17 protein-coding genes are annotated in these 15,077 nt (G+C 57.2%); 6 read left to right on the top strand and 11 right to left on the bottom strand.

The genetic code is table 11. From position 1 onward, the window contains the following. The first annotated feature begins 5 nt into the window (after positions 1-5). Positions 6-1,154 (top strand): trans-sulfuration enzyme family protein, encoded by a 1,149-nt coding sequence (locus tag KHQ24_RS16000; RefSeq protein ID WP_200784364.1) that lies wholly within the window; start codon positions 6-8, stop codon positions 1,152-1,154. On the opposite strand, the gene KHQ24_RS15995 is transcribed toward KHQ24_RS16000, so the two are convergent. Further along, positions 1,155-2,066 carry a LysR family transcriptional regulator gene (locus KHQ24_RS15995; protein WP_032456620.1) on the bottom strand — a complete coding sequence of 304 codons (912 nt, stop codon included), beginning with the start codon at positions 2,064-2,066 and terminating at the stop codon, positions 1,155-1,157. 97 nt (positions 2,067-2,163) lie between these two features. On the opposite strand from KHQ24_RS15995, the gene KHQ24_RS15990 reads away from it, so the two are divergent. The 3 genes from KHQ24_RS15990 to KHQ24_RS15980 all read left to right on the top strand — a co-directional run bounded on the left by KHQ24_RS15990 (position 2,164) and on the right by KHQ24_RS15980 (position 3,585). Further along, on the top strand, positions 2,164-2,766 hold the full coding sequence (locus KHQ24_RS15990) for a short chain dehydrogenase (RefSeq protein ID WP_064150883.1): 603 nt from the start codon (positions 2,164-2,166) through the stop codon (positions 2,764-2,766). 86 nt (positions 2,767-2,852) lie between these two features. Further along, positions 2,853-3,191, top strand: coding sequence for a hypothetical protein (locus tag KHQ24_RS15985; RefSeq protein ID WP_025999196.1), 339 nt, complete (start codon positions 2,853-2,855; stop codon positions 3,189-3,191). Positions 3,192-3,396: 205 nt separating this feature from the next. Further along, positions 3,397-3,585 (top strand): hypothetical protein, encoded by a 189-nt coding sequence (locus KHQ24_RS15980; protein ID WP_004205204.1) that lies wholly within the window; start codon positions 3,397-3,399, stop codon positions 3,583-3,585. Positions 3,586-3,780: 195 nt separating this feature from the next. Here the strand turns inward: KHQ24_RS15980 and KHQ24_RS15975 are convergent, their stop codons facing one another. The 3 genes from KHQ24_RS15975 to KHQ24_RS15965 form a co-directional block, all read right to left on the bottom strand. Then, complete coding sequence (locus KHQ24_RS15975) at positions 3,781-4,962, bottom strand: PLP-dependent aminotransferase family protein (RefSeq protein WP_208526961.1); 1,182 nt, start codon at positions 4,960-4,962, stop codon at positions 3,781-3,783. Between the two features lie 150 nt (positions 4,963-5,112). Continuing rightward, positions 5,113-6,978, bottom strand: a complete 1,866-nt coding sequence (gss, locus tag KHQ24_RS15970) for a bifunctional glutathionylspermidine amidase/synthase (RefSeq protein ID WP_004205206.1) — start codon at positions 6,976-6,978, stop codon at positions 5,113-5,115. Between the two features lie 76 nt (positions 6,979-7,054). Continuing rightward, on the bottom strand, positions 7,055-7,162 hold the full coding sequence (locus KHQ24_RS15965; protein WP_032426103.1) for a hypothetical protein: 108 nt from the start codon (positions 7,160-7,162) through the stop codon (positions 7,055-7,057). A gap of 34 nt (positions 7,163-7,196) precedes the next feature. On the opposite strand from KHQ24_RS15965, the gene KHQ24_RS15960 reads away from it, so the two are divergent. Together KHQ24_RS15960 and yghU are read left to right on the top strand one after the other, a co-directional pair. Further along, positions 7,197-7,757: a DsbA family protein gene (locus tag KHQ24_RS15960; RefSeq protein WP_004150918.1), complete on the top strand. Its 561-nt coding sequence runs from the start codon at positions 7,197-7,199 to the stop codon at positions 7,755-7,757. A gap of 47 nt (positions 7,758-7,804) precedes the next feature. After that, positions 7,805-8,671 (top strand): glutathione-dependent disulfide-bond oxidoreductase, encoded by an 867-nt coding sequence (gene yghU, locus KHQ24_RS15955; protein ID WP_008806496.1) that lies wholly within the window; start codon positions 7,805-7,807, stop codon positions 8,669-8,671. A 35-nt stretch (positions 8,672-8,706) separates the two neighbouring features. On the opposite strand, the gene KHQ24_RS15950 is transcribed toward yghU, so the two are convergent. From KHQ24_RS15950 to exbB, 7 genes are all read right to left on the bottom strand, one after another. Continuing rightward, positions 8,707-8,994 carry a DUF2623 family protein gene (locus tag KHQ24_RS15950; protein WP_004205207.1) on the bottom strand — a complete coding sequence of 96 codons (288 nt, stop codon included), beginning with the start codon at positions 8,992-8,994 and terminating at the stop codon, positions 8,707-8,709. A gap of 78 nt (positions 8,995-9,072) precedes the next feature. Next, positions 9,073-9,960 (bottom strand): YghX family hydrolase, encoded by an 888-nt coding sequence (gene yghX / locus KHQ24_RS15945; RefSeq protein ID WP_043520944.1) that lies wholly within the window; start codon positions 9,958-9,960, stop codon positions 9,073-9,075. A 121-nt stretch (positions 9,961-10,081) separates the two neighbouring features. Continuing rightward, a complete protein-coding gene (locus tag KHQ24_RS15940) occupies positions 10,082-10,576 on the bottom strand; it encodes a TIGR00645 family protein (protein ID WP_004105804.1) in 495 nt (164 codons plus the stop codon). Positions 10,577-10,682: 106 nt separating this feature from the next. Next, the gene (locus tag KHQ24_RS15935; protein ID WP_064189585.1) at positions 10,683-12,206 is read right to left on the bottom strand and encodes a glycoside hydrolase 43 family protein; all 1,524 of its coding nucleotides are present in this window, start codon (positions 12,204-12,206) and stop codon (positions 10,683-10,685) included. 13 nt (positions 12,207-12,219) lie between these two features. Then, positions 12,220-13,638, bottom strand: coding sequence for a glycoside-pentoside-hexuronide (GPH):cation symporter (locus tag KHQ24_RS15930; RefSeq protein WP_002916782.1), 1,419 nt, complete (start codon positions 13,636-13,638; stop codon positions 12,220-12,222). Between the two features lie 204 nt (positions 13,639-13,842). Next, positions 13,843-14,268: a TonB system transport protein ExbD gene (exbD, locus tag KHQ24_RS15925; RefSeq protein ID WP_002916785.1), complete on the bottom strand. Its 426-nt coding sequence runs from the start codon at positions 14,266-14,268 to the stop codon at positions 13,843-13,845. Between the two features lie 6 nt (positions 14,269-14,274). After that, complete coding sequence (gene exbB / locus KHQ24_RS15920; protein ID WP_004174395.1) at positions 14,275-15,006, bottom strand: tol-pal system-associated acyl-CoA thioesterase; 732 nt, start codon at positions 15,004-15,006, stop codon at positions 14,275-14,277. Between the last annotated feature and the right edge of the window lie 71 nt (positions 15,007-15,077).

The raw sequence follows: 15,077 nt of genomic DNA, 5'->3' as shown, positions 1-15,077 counted from the left end.
TTTTTATGTCATCTATCCACACCCTGAGCGTACATAGCGGAACCTTCACCGACAGCCACGGCGCAGTGATGCCGCCTATTTATGCCACCTCCACTTTCGCTCAGCCGGCGCCGGGGCAGCATACTGGCTATGAATATTCCCGCAGCGGGAATCCTACCCGCCATGCGCTGGAGACGGCGATCGCCGACCTGGAAAACGGTACGCGTGGCTACGCGTTCGCCTCCGGGCTGGCCGCCATCGCCACCGTGCTGGAGCTGCTGGATAAGGACAGTCACCTGGTGGCGGTCGATGATGTGTATGGCGGCACTTACCGCCTGCTGGAAAACGTACGCCGCCGTAGCGCTGGTCTGCAGGTGAGCTGGGTGAAACCCGACGACCTGGCGGGAATTGAAGCGGCGATCCGCCCCGATACGCGCATGATCTGGGTGGAAACGCCCACCAACCCGCTGCTGAAGCTGGCGGATCTCAGCGCTATCGCCGCTATCGCGCGCCGCCATAACCTGATCAGCGTCGCCGATAACACTTTCGCCTCGCCGGCGATCCATCGCCCGCTGGAGCACGGGTTTGATATTGTGGTCCACTCCGCGACTAAGTACCTCAATGGCCATTCCGATGTCGTCGCCGGCCTGGCGGTGGTCGGCGATAACGCCGCGCTCACGGAGAAGCTTGGCTACCTGCAGAATGCGGTAGGCGGCGTACTCGACCCGTTCAGCAGCTTCCTGACGCTGCGCGGCATCCGCACCCTGGCGCTGCGGATGGAGCGCCACAGCGCGAACGCGCTGCAGCTCGCCGAATGGCTGGAACAGCAGCCGGAGGTAGAGCGAGTCTGGTTCCCCTGGCTGGCCTCGCACCCGCACCATCAGCTGGCGCGCCGGCAAATGGCCCTGCCCGGCGGCATGATTTCGGTAGTGGTGAAAGGCGATGACGGTTACGCCGAACGCATCATCAGCAAGCTGCGCTGGTTCACCCTTGCGGAGAGTCTGGGCGGCGTCGAGAGCCTGGTGAGCCAGCCCTTCAGCATGACCCATGCCTCGATCCCGCTGGAGAAGCGCCTGGCGAACGGCATCACACCGCAGCTGATCCGCCTGTCGGTCGGGATCGAAGATCCTCACGATCTGATTGCCGACTGGCAGCAGGCGCTTCGGGAGGAGTGATTATTCCGACGCGCAGGTCGTCGCCAGCGCGTCAGGCATTCCCTGCTGAAGGTGGGCGATAAACTGCGTCAGCTTCGGCAGGGGCCGGCGATCCTGGCGCCAGAGCAGATGCACGGGCCGCGGCTGTGGGGTCCACGCCTCCAGCACCCGCACCAGGCTGCCGCTGGCCAGCGCATCGGCCAGCAGCACCTCCGGCTGCATCAGCAGCCCAGCCCCGGCGATCGCCGCCTGGCGCAGCGCATAGCCATCGTTGCAGCGCAAAACCGCATCGCGCTTCCAGCGCACTTCCCCCTCCATGCCCGGCAGCCGCCACTCGTTGCGGGCGGTCCAGACCGTATGGGACAGGCAGAGATGATCGGCGAGATCTTCCGGCCTCCCTGGCGTTCCGTAACGCGCCAGATAAGCCGGTGCGGCGCAGATCACCATCCGATAGGGCGCCAGATAGCGGGCCACCAGATCCTCCTGATGGATCTCGCCAATGCGGATCGCCAGGTCGAAACCCTCATCTACCAGATCGACCATCCGGTTGGTCAGATCCAGTTCCACCCGGACCGCTGGCCAGGCTTGCAGAAAGGTGGCGGTCAGGGGCGCAATCACGCTGGCGCCGAACGAGGTGGGCGCGCTCACCCGCAGGGTGCCGGCGGGCGCCAGCCGCAGCCGCTCGACCGCGCTTTCGGCGATGGAGACCTGCTCCATCACCCGTTTCGCTTCGTCAAAATAGACCCGCCCGGCGTCGGTGAGGCTCTGGCGTCGGGTGTTACGCTCCAGCAGGCGCGTCGCCAGCTGGGTTTCCAGCTGGGCGATATATTTCCCGACCATCACCGCCGACAGCCCCAGGCGCGACGCCGCCCCGGTAAAGCTGCCGCACTCCACCACGGCAATAAACGTCTCCATCCCTCGCAGCTTATCCATATTGCTAACCTCTGGTTAGTAATGTTCTAACTTTTAGCCAGTTTATCCGATATCCGTTTTATTAAAGAATAGCCTCTCACCTCATCAGGAGTCTGCCATGAAAATTATCGTTATCGGTGCCAGCGGCACCATCGGTCGCGCGGTCAGCGAAGAACTGAGTCAGAGACATGACGTTATCCGCGTTGGCCGCACCCGGGGAGATTATCAGGTGGATATCACCTCGCAGGAGAGCGTCGAGACGCTATTTGCCCAAACGGGTGAAGTAGATGCCATCGTCTCCACCACCGGCAATCTGCACTTTGGGCCGTTAAGCACCATGACCGACAGCCAGTTCAACCTCGGTCTGCAGGACAAGTTGCTGGGGCAAATTCGCCTGGCGCTGGTCGGCCAGCATTTTCTGCGCGACGGCGGGTCGATTACTCTGGTCAGCGGTATTGTCGCGCAGGAACCCATTGCTCAGGGCGTCAATGCCACGACGGTCAACGCCGGTCTGGAAGGCTTTGTACGGGCCGCCGCCTGCGAACTGCCGCGCGGGATCCGCATCAATCTCATCAGCCCCACCGTGCTCAGCGAGTCGCTGGCGGCCTACGGCGACTTTTTCCCGGGCTTTGCCAGCGTTCCCGCCGCCGCCGTAGCACAGGCCTATCGCCGCAGCATTGAAGGGGTGCAAACCGGCCGCATCTACCCGGTCGGCTACTAGCCAGTGCCGGCCCGCCGGGGCCGGCGCTTACATCCTGACGTTGTTGCAGGTACACTGACGGCTGATTGTCTCCGGCCGAAAAACTGATGTTGAAAAAATTACTCTTTATTATCCCGCTGCTGGCGCTTACCGTGCTGCTGGTCTGGTGGTTCACTCCGCATTACACCGAGGAAGACGAAGCTTACTACCGGGCGGTATTTTGCGTGATCGATCATGACGACAGCCGCCAGTTCCTCCACGATATGCAGAATATCGTCGAGGGGGGGAATTCTGACTACGCGCTGCATAAAGCACATTACCTGCCGGCGCTGGGGCAGCGGATGCTGGACACCTGGCATCAGCTCAGCCCGCAGGAACAGCAGGCGCTGCGTCAGGACCAGCAGCGCTGTGGCGAGATATTACGAGCAAAACAGCAGGGTAAATAATCCCGGCGGGCTGGCGAAACCGCAGCCCGTCACAGCGCCCGATAAGATCCCGCTGTTGACGAGCCGATCGCTGTCACAAAATCCTCCTCTATCACCGAGCCACAGGAGGACATTTTTTTCTGCAGTCGTATACGATAAAAAGTAGTTGATCTGGTACGAACTAACTCTTATTTTGCTTCTCAGTTTTCAAAATGAGATAAAACTGATGCCTGTCATTATTGCCAGTAGTGTTAAAGAAGCCAAAGCGTTAATTAACGGTGGGGAATACAGGGAAATTATTCTTAACTTCGATATTGATGCCGATGACTTTTTCTCTCTCGCCAGCCATTCGGCTGGGACAAAAATCTCCATCTCCGACCGAAACGATCGTTCTCCGGTAAAATCAGCAAAATAATAAACCCGTGAGGGACATCTATGTGGTTGTTTATTGGTACCTTTGCGGTAGCTTTTCTCGCAGCGCTGATGTTGGTCTGGCTGGATGATCGCATCGTCGATACGGAGTGATTCCAGCGCTGAACGCTAGCGTCACTCCCTCTCGCTATTGAAGCGAAGAGGATGCGCCGCCGGTAAGCGGCGCACAGCAGGGCCGTTACAGGGAGGCCGCCAGCCGCTCAACGGCGGTCAGCAGCCCGGCTTCCGACACCGTTGAGTAGGAAAGACGCAGGGTACGGGTATCCGGATTATCGTGATAAAACGCTTCTCCCGGAACGTACACCACGCCGTTTTCCAGCGTTTTCTTCATCCATTCCATGGTATCGAACGGATAGCGGAAACGCGCCCACAGGAACATCCCCCCCTGCGGGCGGCTGAATTCCAGGTGCTCGCAAAGGCGGCTTTCCAGCGCATCGGCCAGCGCCACGCACTTCTTGCGATAGTCTTCGCGAATCAACGCAATCTGGTTATCCAGCCGGTTCAGACTGAGGTATTCCGCGGTGATCACCTGCGACAGCATATTGGTATGCAGATCCGCCGCCTGCTTCACGATCACCGTCTGCTGCGCCAGCCAGTCCGGCATGACGATCCAGCCGATACGCATCCCCGGCGCGAGGATCTTTGAAAACGTCGAGGTGTAAATCACTTGATCTTCACAGCCCAGCTCAACGGCGTGCTGATAGAGCGGGCGTCGCACGGCGTCAGTAAAGCTAATTTCACCGTAGGGATCGTCTTCCAGAATGACGAAGTCATATTTTTTCGCCAGCTCGACCAGCCGGCGACGACGCGCCTCGCTCAGCGTTTTACCGCCGGGGTTGCCGAACGTCGGCACCAGGTAAACAGCTTTGACGCGGGTGGTCTCCAGCAGGTCAGCCAGCTGCTCCACCAGCATCCCGTCATCATCGGTATCGACGCTGAGAATATTGGCCTGCGCCAGCTGAAACACCTGCAGCGCCGCCAGATAGGTGGGTCGCTCAACGACGATAGTATCGCCTGGATCGAGCAGCGTGCGGGCAACGATATCCAGCGATTGCTGGGAGCCGGAGGTGATATAGACCTGAGCGGCTGAACAGGTCACGCCACGGGAGTGGCAGATTTCACTCACCGCCTGACGCAGCGGCGGGTAGCCTTCCGTCAGACCGTACTGAAATGCGTCATGAAAACGCTCGCTCATCACCTTCTGCACCGCCAGCTCCAGGCCTTCGGTATCAAACAGTTCCGGGGCCGGAATGCCGCCGCCAAGCGAGATCACGCCCGGCAGTTTACTGTGCTTGAGAAGTTCGCGGACGGCGGAGGGCTTGAGTTCACCCGCGCGGGCGGCGAGACGCCGATCGTGCATACTATTTTCCTTTTCTGTCTTGTTGTTGTGTTAATTATCTTGGCTTTGTTGCAGGTGTTCCCCGGCGGCGCTTACCAGTCCGGGCTATCCTTGTTCGTGTCTCTGCGCTCTCCCCGGACAGGGCAGGAGCCGCTATCCGGGGTCAGCACGTCACGCTTTGTCTTTCAATACGATCAGCGGCTCTATGTCGCTCTCTTTTTTCACCACCAGCGACGAATCGCCGCGCAGGCAGGTACCGCCGTAGTTACCGCCGACGGTAAAGGTGCACACCTGGATATACTTGCCATCCACTTTCGGCAGGCACCACAGCTGCTGGTAGATATTCTTGCGATCGACAAACTGGCCGCTGGTCTTATCCAGAACCTCATCCTGAGGGCCGATCAGGTCGATATTGTTCCCGCAGCGCCCGGAAATGGGCTTCACGGCATAGCCGGTTTTCGCCAGCTCGTCGTTAACCACAAAATCGGTATCCAGCAGATAGCGATGATGCGGGAACAGCGACCACAGCACCGGCAGGATCGCTTTGTTGCCCGGGATTACCGTCCACAGGGGTTCGAATACCAATACTTCAGGACGCAGCAGGACGTCAATCAGTCGCACCTCATTCTGCGGATGCCCGGTACGAATCGGCACCGCCGCGTACTCATCGGCGCTGACTTCGCGCACCTGCTCAATGGCGGTTTCCCATGCCCAGGTTTTCCAGACGCAGTTGACCAGCCGCCCGTCGGCATCAATCAGCTGGCCGGCCGCATCCCAGCGCAGTTCATCGAGGCCAAAGAGAATTTTGCTCTCGAAACCGGCCTGGGTCAGCGAACGCTGGATAAACTTCGCGTGGTAATTCTCTTCCAGATCCTTGTCCTGCATGATGTGCACGAAAGGCCGCGCCCGGCTGTGTTTCCACGCTCCCGCCAGCTCATCGAGCAGACCTTCCGCCGGATTGTGACCAGTGCCATAGTAGCCCTGCTTCAACCACTGCTCGAGGATCAGCCCGCCTTCGGTATGGCAGGAGGCGGAGTCGGCATTGTACTCGTATACCTTCAGCCCGCGCTCGTCCATACAAAAATCCATGCGCCCGGTGATCATATGATGACGACGGCGCTGCCAGGAGAGACGCAAACGCGGCCAGAGGATTTTCGGGATATCGAACAGCGCCAGCAGGTTATCATCCTTCATCACCTTATCGGTGGCGTGCAGATACATCAGGTGCAGCTCGTTGGTGGCTTTAATCAGCTCCTGTTCGGCGCTTTCGCTGATAGTGAAATACTGATAAGGATCCTGATTGATAAAATGGCCGTTGGCCGCCACGTAGGCTTTCTGCAGCGGATCTTTCTCGTTCAGCCATTTGCCGCGGAACTGGCCGTTGTTCGGCAGCCGCGCGCCCTTGATCGCCATCGCCTCACCCGGCAGTACCGGCTGCGGCAAGCTGTGTTCGGTATCGGCGGTCTGGATCATCCAGCCTAAAATTTCGGTATCGGCAAAGGTATCTTTGATGGTGTACCGGCCGGCGTTGACCTCGAGGGTCAGCTCGCGGGTCCACTGCTGGCCCTGCGGCAGCGGCGAGTGAATGACGTTCTGCTCGGCGATACGCACCTTATTGCCGACAAGCTGGGTGATCACCGCGACATGGCCGGTGTGCTTGAACTCGCCGCCCTTCTGCCAGATCAGCAGCGAACCAGCGATCGGCGGACGACGGGAGCCGTTGGCGAAGGCCTGAAGCGGGAGAATGTTGTCATTGACCACTTCGCGCAGAAAGCGCAGGGAGAAGATTTCATAGGCCATCCCCACATCGGTAAAGACAAACCCGTAGGTCAGGAACAGAAAGCGGCGCGCAAACTCCACGCACTGCCATTTATGCCCCATATACTCATTGCCGATGTAGCTGCGAAACGTCGCGTCATCCGGATAATCCTGTGGATTTAAGCTACTGTAATTCGATGAATAAATCGCTACGCCGCCGGGCGCGTAGCCTAACAATGTCCCAAACGGGGCGTCACTGCTTGTCGATCCTTTGCTCATTTAGCCTGACCTCAAATTAATGCAGCCCGGGCAGTTGGCGAAACAAAACTCCCTCTTCTTATCCTGCCGCAGGCACTTACCAGACAGAGGTGTAACGATGATACCACTCATTCGTTTCGCTAATCGTGCCGTTAAGGAAAATAACCCTGCAGCCGGAAGCAGAAGTGATATCGTTATCGGTGATATAACAAAAAACAACGCAACATCAGGAGTCGACAATGAGCACACCCTCGCATCTGAATGCCCAACCGCTGGTCTGGGGACACGGCCCGCGGACGTTTGAGGTGTTCCTTGAGCCCACCTGCCCCTACTCTGTCCGCGCGTTTAATAAACTCGACGATCTGCTCGATGAGGTCGGCGCCGATAACGTAACCATCAAGATACGGCTGCAATCGCAGCCGTGGCATCTGTTCTCTGGGGTGATTGTCCGCTGCATCCTCGCCGCGTCCACCCTGCCGCATGGCAGAGAGCAGGCGCATAAGGTGATGCAGGCCGTGGCAGACCATCGGGAAGAGTTTGAGTTTACCGATCACTGCAGCGGGCCGAACATGAATGCCACCCCGCAGCAAATCATTGAACGCATTGAGCGCTACAGTCACGTGCTGCTGGGGGCCGCCTTTGCCCGCCCGGAGCTGCAGGACGTGATCAAATGGCACAGTAAATATGCCCGCCAGAACGGCATCCATGTCTCGCCGACCTTTATGGTCAATGGCCTGGTGCAGCCGGATCTGGGCAGCGGCGATGATGTCAGCGTGTGGGCCGCGCGGATTATGGCCTGAGGTCACCTGCTACACTTTTTGTACATCCACGAAAAAGGCAAACCAGCATGTCAGAGCAAAACTACCAGCCACCAAAAGTGTGGGAATGGAAGCAAAACAGCGGCGGCGCGTTCGCCAACATCAACCGTCCCGTTTCCGGCGCGACGCATGAACGCGTCCTGCCGGTGGGAACCCATCCGCTCCAGCTATACTCACTCGGCACGCCCAACGGCCAGAAGGTGACGATCATGCTGGAGGAGCTGCTGGCGTTAGGCGTCAGCGGCGCGGAGTACGACGCCTGGCTGATACGCATTGGCGAAGGGGATCAGTTTTCCAGCGGCTTTGTCGACATCAACCCGAACTCGAAGATCCCGGCCCTCAGCGACCATTCCACCACGCCGCCGACCCGGGTATTTGAGTCCGGCAACATTCTTCTCTATCTGGCGGAAAAATTTGGTTTCTTCCTGCCGAAAGATCCTGCCGGTCGCACCGAAACCCTCAACTGGCTGTTCTGGCTGCAGGGCGCGGCGCCGTTCCTCGGCGGCGGCTTCGGCCACTTCTATAACTATGCGCCGGTGAAGATCGAGTACGCGATCGACCGCTTTACGATGGAAGCCAAACGCCAGCTCGACGTGCTGGACAAACAGCTCGCCCGCGGTCGCTATGTAGCCGGCGAGGAGTACACCATCGCCGATATGGCTGTCTGGCCGTGGTACGGCAACGTCGTGCTGGGCAATGTCTATAACGCAGCGGAGTTTCTCGACGCCGGGAGCTATAAAAACGTGCTGCGCTGGGCGCAGGATGTGGGCAACCGCCCGGCGGTCAAGCGGGGACGCATCGTGAACCGCACCAACGGCCCGCTCAATGAGCAGCTGCATGAGCGCCACGACGCCCGCGACTTTGACACCCAAACGGAAGATAAGCGCCAGGCGTAACGCTCTGACCCACCGGAGGCAACCGCCTCCGGTTGTTAGCTTTCCAGCCGATAGCCCGCCATAAAGTAGCGCATCGCGGTCGAGGAACCACTCTCTTTGAAGAAGTCCATCACCATATCTCTGTCAAGGCCATAGCGACGGGTCAGGATCCCCGCCTCCCACGCGCTGAGCTGGCGGTCGCCGGTTTTTTCAAACATGCGGTGCGAGTAACCAAGCACAAACCCGCGTTTATAGTCGGCGCAAAAATTCGCCGCATGCGCGGCGGTATCAGCATAGGATGCCTGTAGCCCCGCCATTAAGCCTTTGCCAAAATGATTTTCCATCAAGCTCTCCCAATCGTTATATAATAAATTATATAGCGTTTTTTTGAGCGAGCGGTAGTGCTATTTATGACGTTTGCGTTAGCGTAAATACTTATCAAACCATGCCAGCGTGCGTTGCCAGGCCAGATCAGCCGCAGCCCGATCGTAGCGCGGCGTAGAATCATTATGAAAGCCGTGATTCACGCCCTGATAGAGATAGGCCTCGTAGACTTTATGGTGTTCCTTCAACGCCTGTTCATAGGCAGGCCAGCCTTCATTAATGCCGCTATCGAGGCCGGCATAGTGCAGCAGCAGCGGCGCTTGAATTTTATCGACCTCCTTCAGCGGCGGCTGGCGGCCGTAAAACGGCACCGCGCAGGCCAGCTCCGGAATGGCGACCGCCGCCGCGTTGCTGACGCCGCCGCCGTAACAAAAACCGGTGATACCGACCTTCCCCGTCGCCTGCGGATGCTTCGCCATAAACGCGACCGCCGCAAAAAAATCATTCATCAGCTTCACGGGATCGACTTTCTGCTGGAGCGCGCGGCCTTCATCATCATTCCCCGGATAGCCGCCGACGGAGCTCAGGCCATCCGGCGCCAGCGCAATATACCCCGCTTTCGCTACCCGCCGGGCGACGTCTTCAATATAGGGATTCAGGCCGCGGTTCTCATGTACCACCACAACGGCGGGCGCTTTATCGGCTATTTTCGTCGGCGTCACCAGGTAAGCCCGCACTTCGCCGTGGCCGTCAGGAGAGGGATAATGAATATACTCCGGGCGGATATCCGGGTCGGTGAACGGTACCTGCTCTGCCAGGGCATAGTCGGGCTTCAGCAGATTAAACAGCGCCAGCGCGGTCATCCCGCCGACGGCATATTTCCCCGCCAGCTGGAGAAACTCGCGTTTGCTGATTTTACCGTGGGCATAGTAGTCATAATACTCGAGCAGCTGCTGCGGGAAATCTTTGGCCGTTAATCGCGTCATCACCCTGCCTCCATTGTTTATCGCCTTTTAAGCAAAGCAGAAGCCCGGACATACGCCAGCGCAGTAAAGCAGAAACGGGGAGAAAAAAGCCCGGCAGCTGCCACCGCCGGGAGAGAAGGGATTAGTGTTTCACTTTGGTCAGACGATCGAGGTAGCCCATCACAAAGGCCGACAGCACGAAGGTCAGGTGGATAATCACGTACCACATCAGCTTATTGTCCGGGACGTTTTTCGCATCCATAAACACCCGCAGCAGGTGAATAGAGGAGATCGCCACGATGGAGGCGGCAACCTTATTTTTCAGCGAAGTCGCGTCCATTTTGCCCAGCCAACTGAGTTTTTCTTTACCCTCGTTAATATCCAGCTGCGAGACAAAATTTTCATATCCAGAGAACATCACCATCACCAGCAAACCGCCCACCAGGGTCATATCCACCAGCGACAGCAGGGTCAGAATCATATCCGACTCACTGACGCTAAAAATATGCGGCAGTATGTGGAAGATCTCCTGAAAAAATTTGATGGTCAGCGCAATCAGACCGAGCGAGAGGCCAAAATAAACCGGCGCCAGCAGCCAGCGCGAGGCGTACATAGCATTTTCCAGAAAGCGTTCCATAAGATCCTGTCAGTTAACATAAACGGCCGCCATTATATCGCAACAGGGTAACGCTTATGCAACATCAGCCGCCCGCGTCATCTGCAGGCGGCCAGAAACGGTTGCTTTAAAGTATGACCTCAAAGTCCTGCAAAGCGGAGTAGCCCTCGCTTTGTAGGCCAACCATTGAAGCAGCCAGCAGGCCAAATTTCGCACCGACCCATTTTCCCTTCCCGGCAGCAAAACAAAGAGGAACCTTCCGCCACTCCTCCTCGGCTCGCCAGGAAAATTGACACAGGCCGCCTTCGCCTACGGCAACCTGCAGCTGACACTTGCCGCACTTAAGCTCAGCAAGAACCTGACGAGTTTCGCGCACTACGCCCGCATCGCTCATCCAACCGTGTCGCCACACGAGCCGGTAACTCCCTTGCCCAAACTCCACCAGCAAAGCGGCGTAGCGTTCGCCGTATACGATCAGGCCTCCGGCATCACCGTCCTGAGCGGCATATAACGTTACGCTTGTTTTCGCGCTAAAAGTTAGCGCCGGAAATTTCTGCAGCAACAGCTGCGGCGCCCAGTATAACGCTCTCTGTCCATCGACTTCGGATAATGGGACGCAGCGTAATCGAAGTTCGCCTTCCGCCGGCAACAGCCACTCAGGGCTGGGGTTAGCCTGCCACTGCCACTGTATACCCGGTTGGCCTTGCGCAAAATAGTCGCTGGTTTGCGGCGCCAATGCCGGTGAAGGCGTTAACCCTTTAGGACGCGGCCAACGTAAAACCGGCTGTCCGACGCCGCAGTTGCCAACCTGCTCACCGATACGCGGCCAGCCATCGTTGCCCCAGTACATCGGCTGGAGGTGAACCACGCGGCCATAGAGATGTAAGTCCTGGAAATGAACAAACCAGCATTCGCCCTTCTCTCCCTCCACCCAGCCGCCCTGATGTGGTCCATTTATCGACGTGTTTCCCTGGAAAAGCACGTTTTTGGCTTCCCAAGGCCCCGTCATCTGGCGCGCGCGCAGTACCGTCTGCCAGCCATTTTCAACCCCGCCCGCAGGAGCAAAGATGTAGTACCAACCGGCGCGTTGATAAACCTTTGGCCCCTCAAGGGTAGGTAAATCGCAGCAGCCGTCATAGATAATCTGCCCTTCGCCCAGCAATTCGCTGGCGTCCGGCGCCATCGCAAACAACTGCAATTTATGCTTGATGCCGCTGCGGCTATGGGCGAAGGCATGTACCAACCAGGCCTGACCATTGTCGTCCCAGAACGGGCAGGGATCTATCCAACCTCTGGCCTCGCGCAGGCAGTGCGGAGCGCTCCATTCCCCCCATGGATCCTCGGTATGGCAGATAAAAATACCTTCATCGGGCGTGCTGAAGCAGACCCACAGCTTGCCATCGTGCCAGCGAATCGACGGCGCCCATACGCCCTTACCCGGCTGATACCGGTCATAACCAGGTAGCGGCAGTTCATCCATAACGTGGTTGATGATAGTCCAATTAACCAGGTCCGTTGAATGCAGGATCGGTAAAGCGGGCATATGGTTAAAACTGGAAGAGACCATAAAGAAATCATCGCCTACGCGCACGATATCCGGGTCGGAATAATCGGCGCATAAGATAGGATTCTGGTATTCAGAAGGGGTCATGTTTCGCATCTCCTCAGGCCTTTTCCGGAACGGCGTTTAGCGGCAAATGCGTCTCTGAATGCCCCTGCTGCTGACGCATGGACAGCTCGCGCTGAATTGTCTGCATCATTTTGTCATCCAGCTTATAGAAACGCGCCAGCCACCACAGGAGCAGGTAAGATAGTGATGGACCGAGCGTTAACAGCCCCACAATTCCCATTGTCGCCAGCGGAGTCTGCGCCGTTACGCCCGCCTGATAGCCAAATAGCCCAAGCGAAAAACCTACGGCGGCACCAGCAACCGCCATGCCCATTTTCAAAGCAAACAGATTACCGGAATAGGATAATCCCGTGATGCGACGGCCAAACTTCCATTCGCCATAATCGGCAGCGTTGGCCATCATGTTCCATTTAAACGGCTGGTACATCTGATGGAAGAAGCCGACCAGGAAGTATAAAGGGAACACCACCGGCAGCCAGGTCGGCGGCACAAAGAACATTACGACGCCAACCAGGACCAGCAGGAGGTTGATATTTTTAAACAGCGATACCGCACGATAGCGCTTGGCCAGCCATCCGGCGGCGATGCTGCCGATAATCGTGCCAACGACGCTGGTGGAAACAAATGCTGATTTCATGGCCGTTCCTGCCGCTGACTCCACGCCGCCTAACATCAGGTAGGTTGCATAATAGAGCGTGGCGGCGCTGCGCATAACCCCGGCCATACTGGAGAAAAAAGTAATTATCGCCACAATACGCCACTGGTCATTCGCCAGCAGCTGACGGAGATCTTCGCGTATGCTCCCCTGCTGTTCAACAGCTGGAGCCACGCGTTCTTTGGTAGAGAAAAAGCAAAAAGCCAGCATTACAATAGCGATCGCGCCCATGATTCCCATTGTGGCCTGAAAACCAAACTGCTTATTTTCTTTACCGAAAAAATCCACCAGGAACAGGGTTGCGACAGAAACCATCAGACCGGCCAGAGAAGAGATCGTAAAACGATATGACTGGGCTGAAAGGCGATCCTTCTCATCACGCGTAATGACTCCGCCCAATGCGCAGTAAGGAATATTGATAAAGGTGTAACACAGCATGAGTAAGGTGTAGGTCAGGTAGGCATAAACCAGTTTACCCGATGCGCCAAATTCCGGGGTCGTGAAGGTCATTACCGCCAGCACGGCATAAGGTACGGCAAACCAGATAAGCCACGGGCGAAAATGGCCCCAGCGGGTCTTTACACGGTCTGCAACAATGCCGGTTAGCGGATCGGTAATCGCATCCAGAACCCGCGTCACCAGGAACATCACTCCGACTGCGGCAGCTGAGAGCCCGTAAATATCCGTATAAAACCATGTCAAAAACATGGTTACCGAAGAGTAAACGATACCGCAGGCTGCATCTCCCATGCCATATCCCAGCTTCTCCGCAAATGACAGTTTATTATCGTGATTCACAATATAACCCCTCTCAGATGAAGTGGTATTCACTGTAGAGGCAGGATAAAAACTATCCTATTGTCATTTTTCGCAACGGGTTTATGTTTTCTGTTAACTGAGAAAGTTGTCACACATCTATAAGATTGGTCTTACAAGTTATTGCATCACCTATTAAAAAGCTGGCGCAAGGCCAGCCTGAGGAGATAAGTGAAAAGGGGTAGGTTACTTCGCTTTGACGGTCTCTTCGCCCACCAGCCCGATCTTGAGATATCCCGCCTGATGCAGGGTATCCATCACTTTCATCATCGTCTCGTAATCGACGGTTTTATCCGCGCGGAAGAAGACGGTGGTATCTTTTTTGCCGGCGGTCAGGCTATCCAGGGCGTTAATCATATTCGCTTCGGTCACCGGGTCGTTGCCGAGGAACATGCTCTTATCCGCCTTCACCGACAGGTAGATAGGTTTTTCCGGTCGCGGTTGCGGCTGGCTGGAGGAGGCCGGCAGATTCACCTTCACGTCGACCGTCGCCAGCGGCGCGGCCACCATAAAGATAATCAGCAGAACCAGCATGACGTCGATAAACGGCGTCACGTTGATCTCATGCATTTCGCCGTTATCGTCCAGATTTTCATTAAGACGCATCGCCATAGCCGATCAACCTACCCGTAATTTCTGCGCGCTGCGCACCGGCTTCACGCCGCTGGCGCTGAGGTCCAGGTCGCGGCTTTGCAGCAGGAGTACCTGAGCGGCGACATCGCCGAGCGAGGCCTTATAGCTGCCGATCATGCGGGCGAAGATGTTATAGATGACCACCGCCGGGATGGCGGCGAACAGGCCGATGGCCGTCGCCAGCAGCGCTTCCGCGATGCCCGGCGCCACCACCGCAAGGTTGGTGGTCTGGGTCTGAGCGATGCCGATAAAGCTGTTCATGATGCCCCAGACGGTCCCGAACAGGCCCACGAACGGCGAAATGGCGCCGATGGTGGCCAGGTAGCCGTTGCCGCGCCCCATATGGCGACCGACGGCCGCGACGCGGCGTTCAAGGCGGAAACCGGTTCTTTCCTTGATGCCTTCATTGTCTTCGGCGCCGGCGGAGAGTTCGAGTTCGTTCTGCGCTTCATTGATAAGCTGGGTGGTGAGGCTTTTCGCCTCAAAGGCGCTGGCGATATCGCTGGCCTGATCGAGAGAGCGGGCTTCCGCCAGCTGCTGCTGTTCGCGTTTGAGGCGACGCTTACTGGCGAGGATTTCCGCCCCTTTGCCGAAGAAGATGGCCCAGGTGACGACTGACGCCAGAATCAGGCCAATCATCACCACCTTAACGACAATATCAGCATGATGATACATACCCCAAACGGAGAGATCCGCCTGCATCAAATTATTACCCACGCTCTATCTCCACGACGATAATCACAAAATCTGCCCTCAATAATATCAAAACGACATCGAATTGATAGTGG

This window comes from Klebsiella sp. 54 (genome assembly GCF_018223875.1).
GTDB classification, from domain to species: Bacteria; Pseudomonadota; Gammaproteobacteria; order Enterobacterales; family Enterobacteriaceae; genus Klebsiella; species Klebsiella quasipneumoniae.
Note: the sequence above shows the minus strand (reverse complement) of the source record. Positions and strands in the feature narration are given on the sequence as shown.

What these genes read in the sequence shown, in the direction of transcription:
- KHQ24_RS16000 (WP_200784364.1), top strand. Translation starts at nt 6, where the DNA reads ATGTCATCTATCCACACCCTGAGCGTACATAGCGGAACCTTCACCGAC.
- KHQ24_RS15995 (WP_032456620.1), bottom strand. Translation starts at nt 2,066, where the DNA reads ATGGATAAGCTGCGAGGGATGGAGACGTTTATTGCCGTGGTGGAGTGC.
- KHQ24_RS15990 (WP_064150883.1), top strand. Translation starts at nt 2,164, where the DNA reads ATGAAAATTATCGTTATCGGTGCCAGCGGCACCATCGGTCGCGCGGTC.
- KHQ24_RS15985 (WP_025999196.1), top strand. Translation starts at nt 2,853, where the DNA reads ATGTTGAAAAAATTACTCTTTATTATCCCGCTGCTGGCGCTTACCGTG.
- KHQ24_RS15980 (WP_004205204.1), top strand. Translation starts at nt 3,397, where the DNA reads ATGCCTGTCATTATTGCCAGTAGTGTTAAAGAAGCCAAAGCGTTAATT.
- KHQ24_RS15975 (WP_208526961.1), bottom strand. Translation starts at nt 4,962, where the DNA reads ATGCACGATCGGCGTCTCGCCGCCCGCGCGGGTGAACTCAAGCCCTCC.
- gss (WP_004205206.1), bottom strand. Translation starts at nt 6,978, where the DNA reads ATGAGCAAAGGATCGACAAGCAGTGACGCCCCGTTTGGGACATTGTTA.
- KHQ24_RS15960 (WP_004150918.1), top strand. Translation starts at nt 7,197, where the DNA reads ATGAGCACACCCTCGCATCTGAATGCCCAACCGCTGGTCTGGGGACAC.
- yghU (WP_008806496.1), top strand. Translation starts at nt 7,805, where the DNA reads ATGTCAGAGCAAAACTACCAGCCACCAAAAGTGTGGGAATGGAAGCAA.
- KHQ24_RS15950 (WP_004205207.1), bottom strand. Translation starts at nt 8,994, where the DNA reads ATGGAAAATCATTTTGGCAAAGGCTTAATGGCGGGGCTACAGGCATCC.
- yghX (WP_043520944.1), bottom strand. Translation starts at nt 9,960, where the DNA reads ATGACGCGATTAACGGCCAAAGATTTCCCGCAGCAGCTGCTCGAGTAT.
- KHQ24_RS15940 (WP_004105804.1), bottom strand. Translation starts at nt 10,576, where the DNA reads ATGGAACGCTTTCTGGAAAATGCTATGTACGCCTCGCGCTGGCTGCTG.
- KHQ24_RS15935 (WP_064189585.1), bottom strand. Translation starts at nt 12,206, where the DNA reads ATGACCCCTTCTGAATACCAGAATCCTATCTTATGCGCCGATTATTCC.
- exbD (WP_002916785.1), bottom strand. Translation starts at nt 14,268, where the DNA reads ATGGCGATGCGTCTTAATGAAAATCTGGACGATAACGGCGAAATGCAT.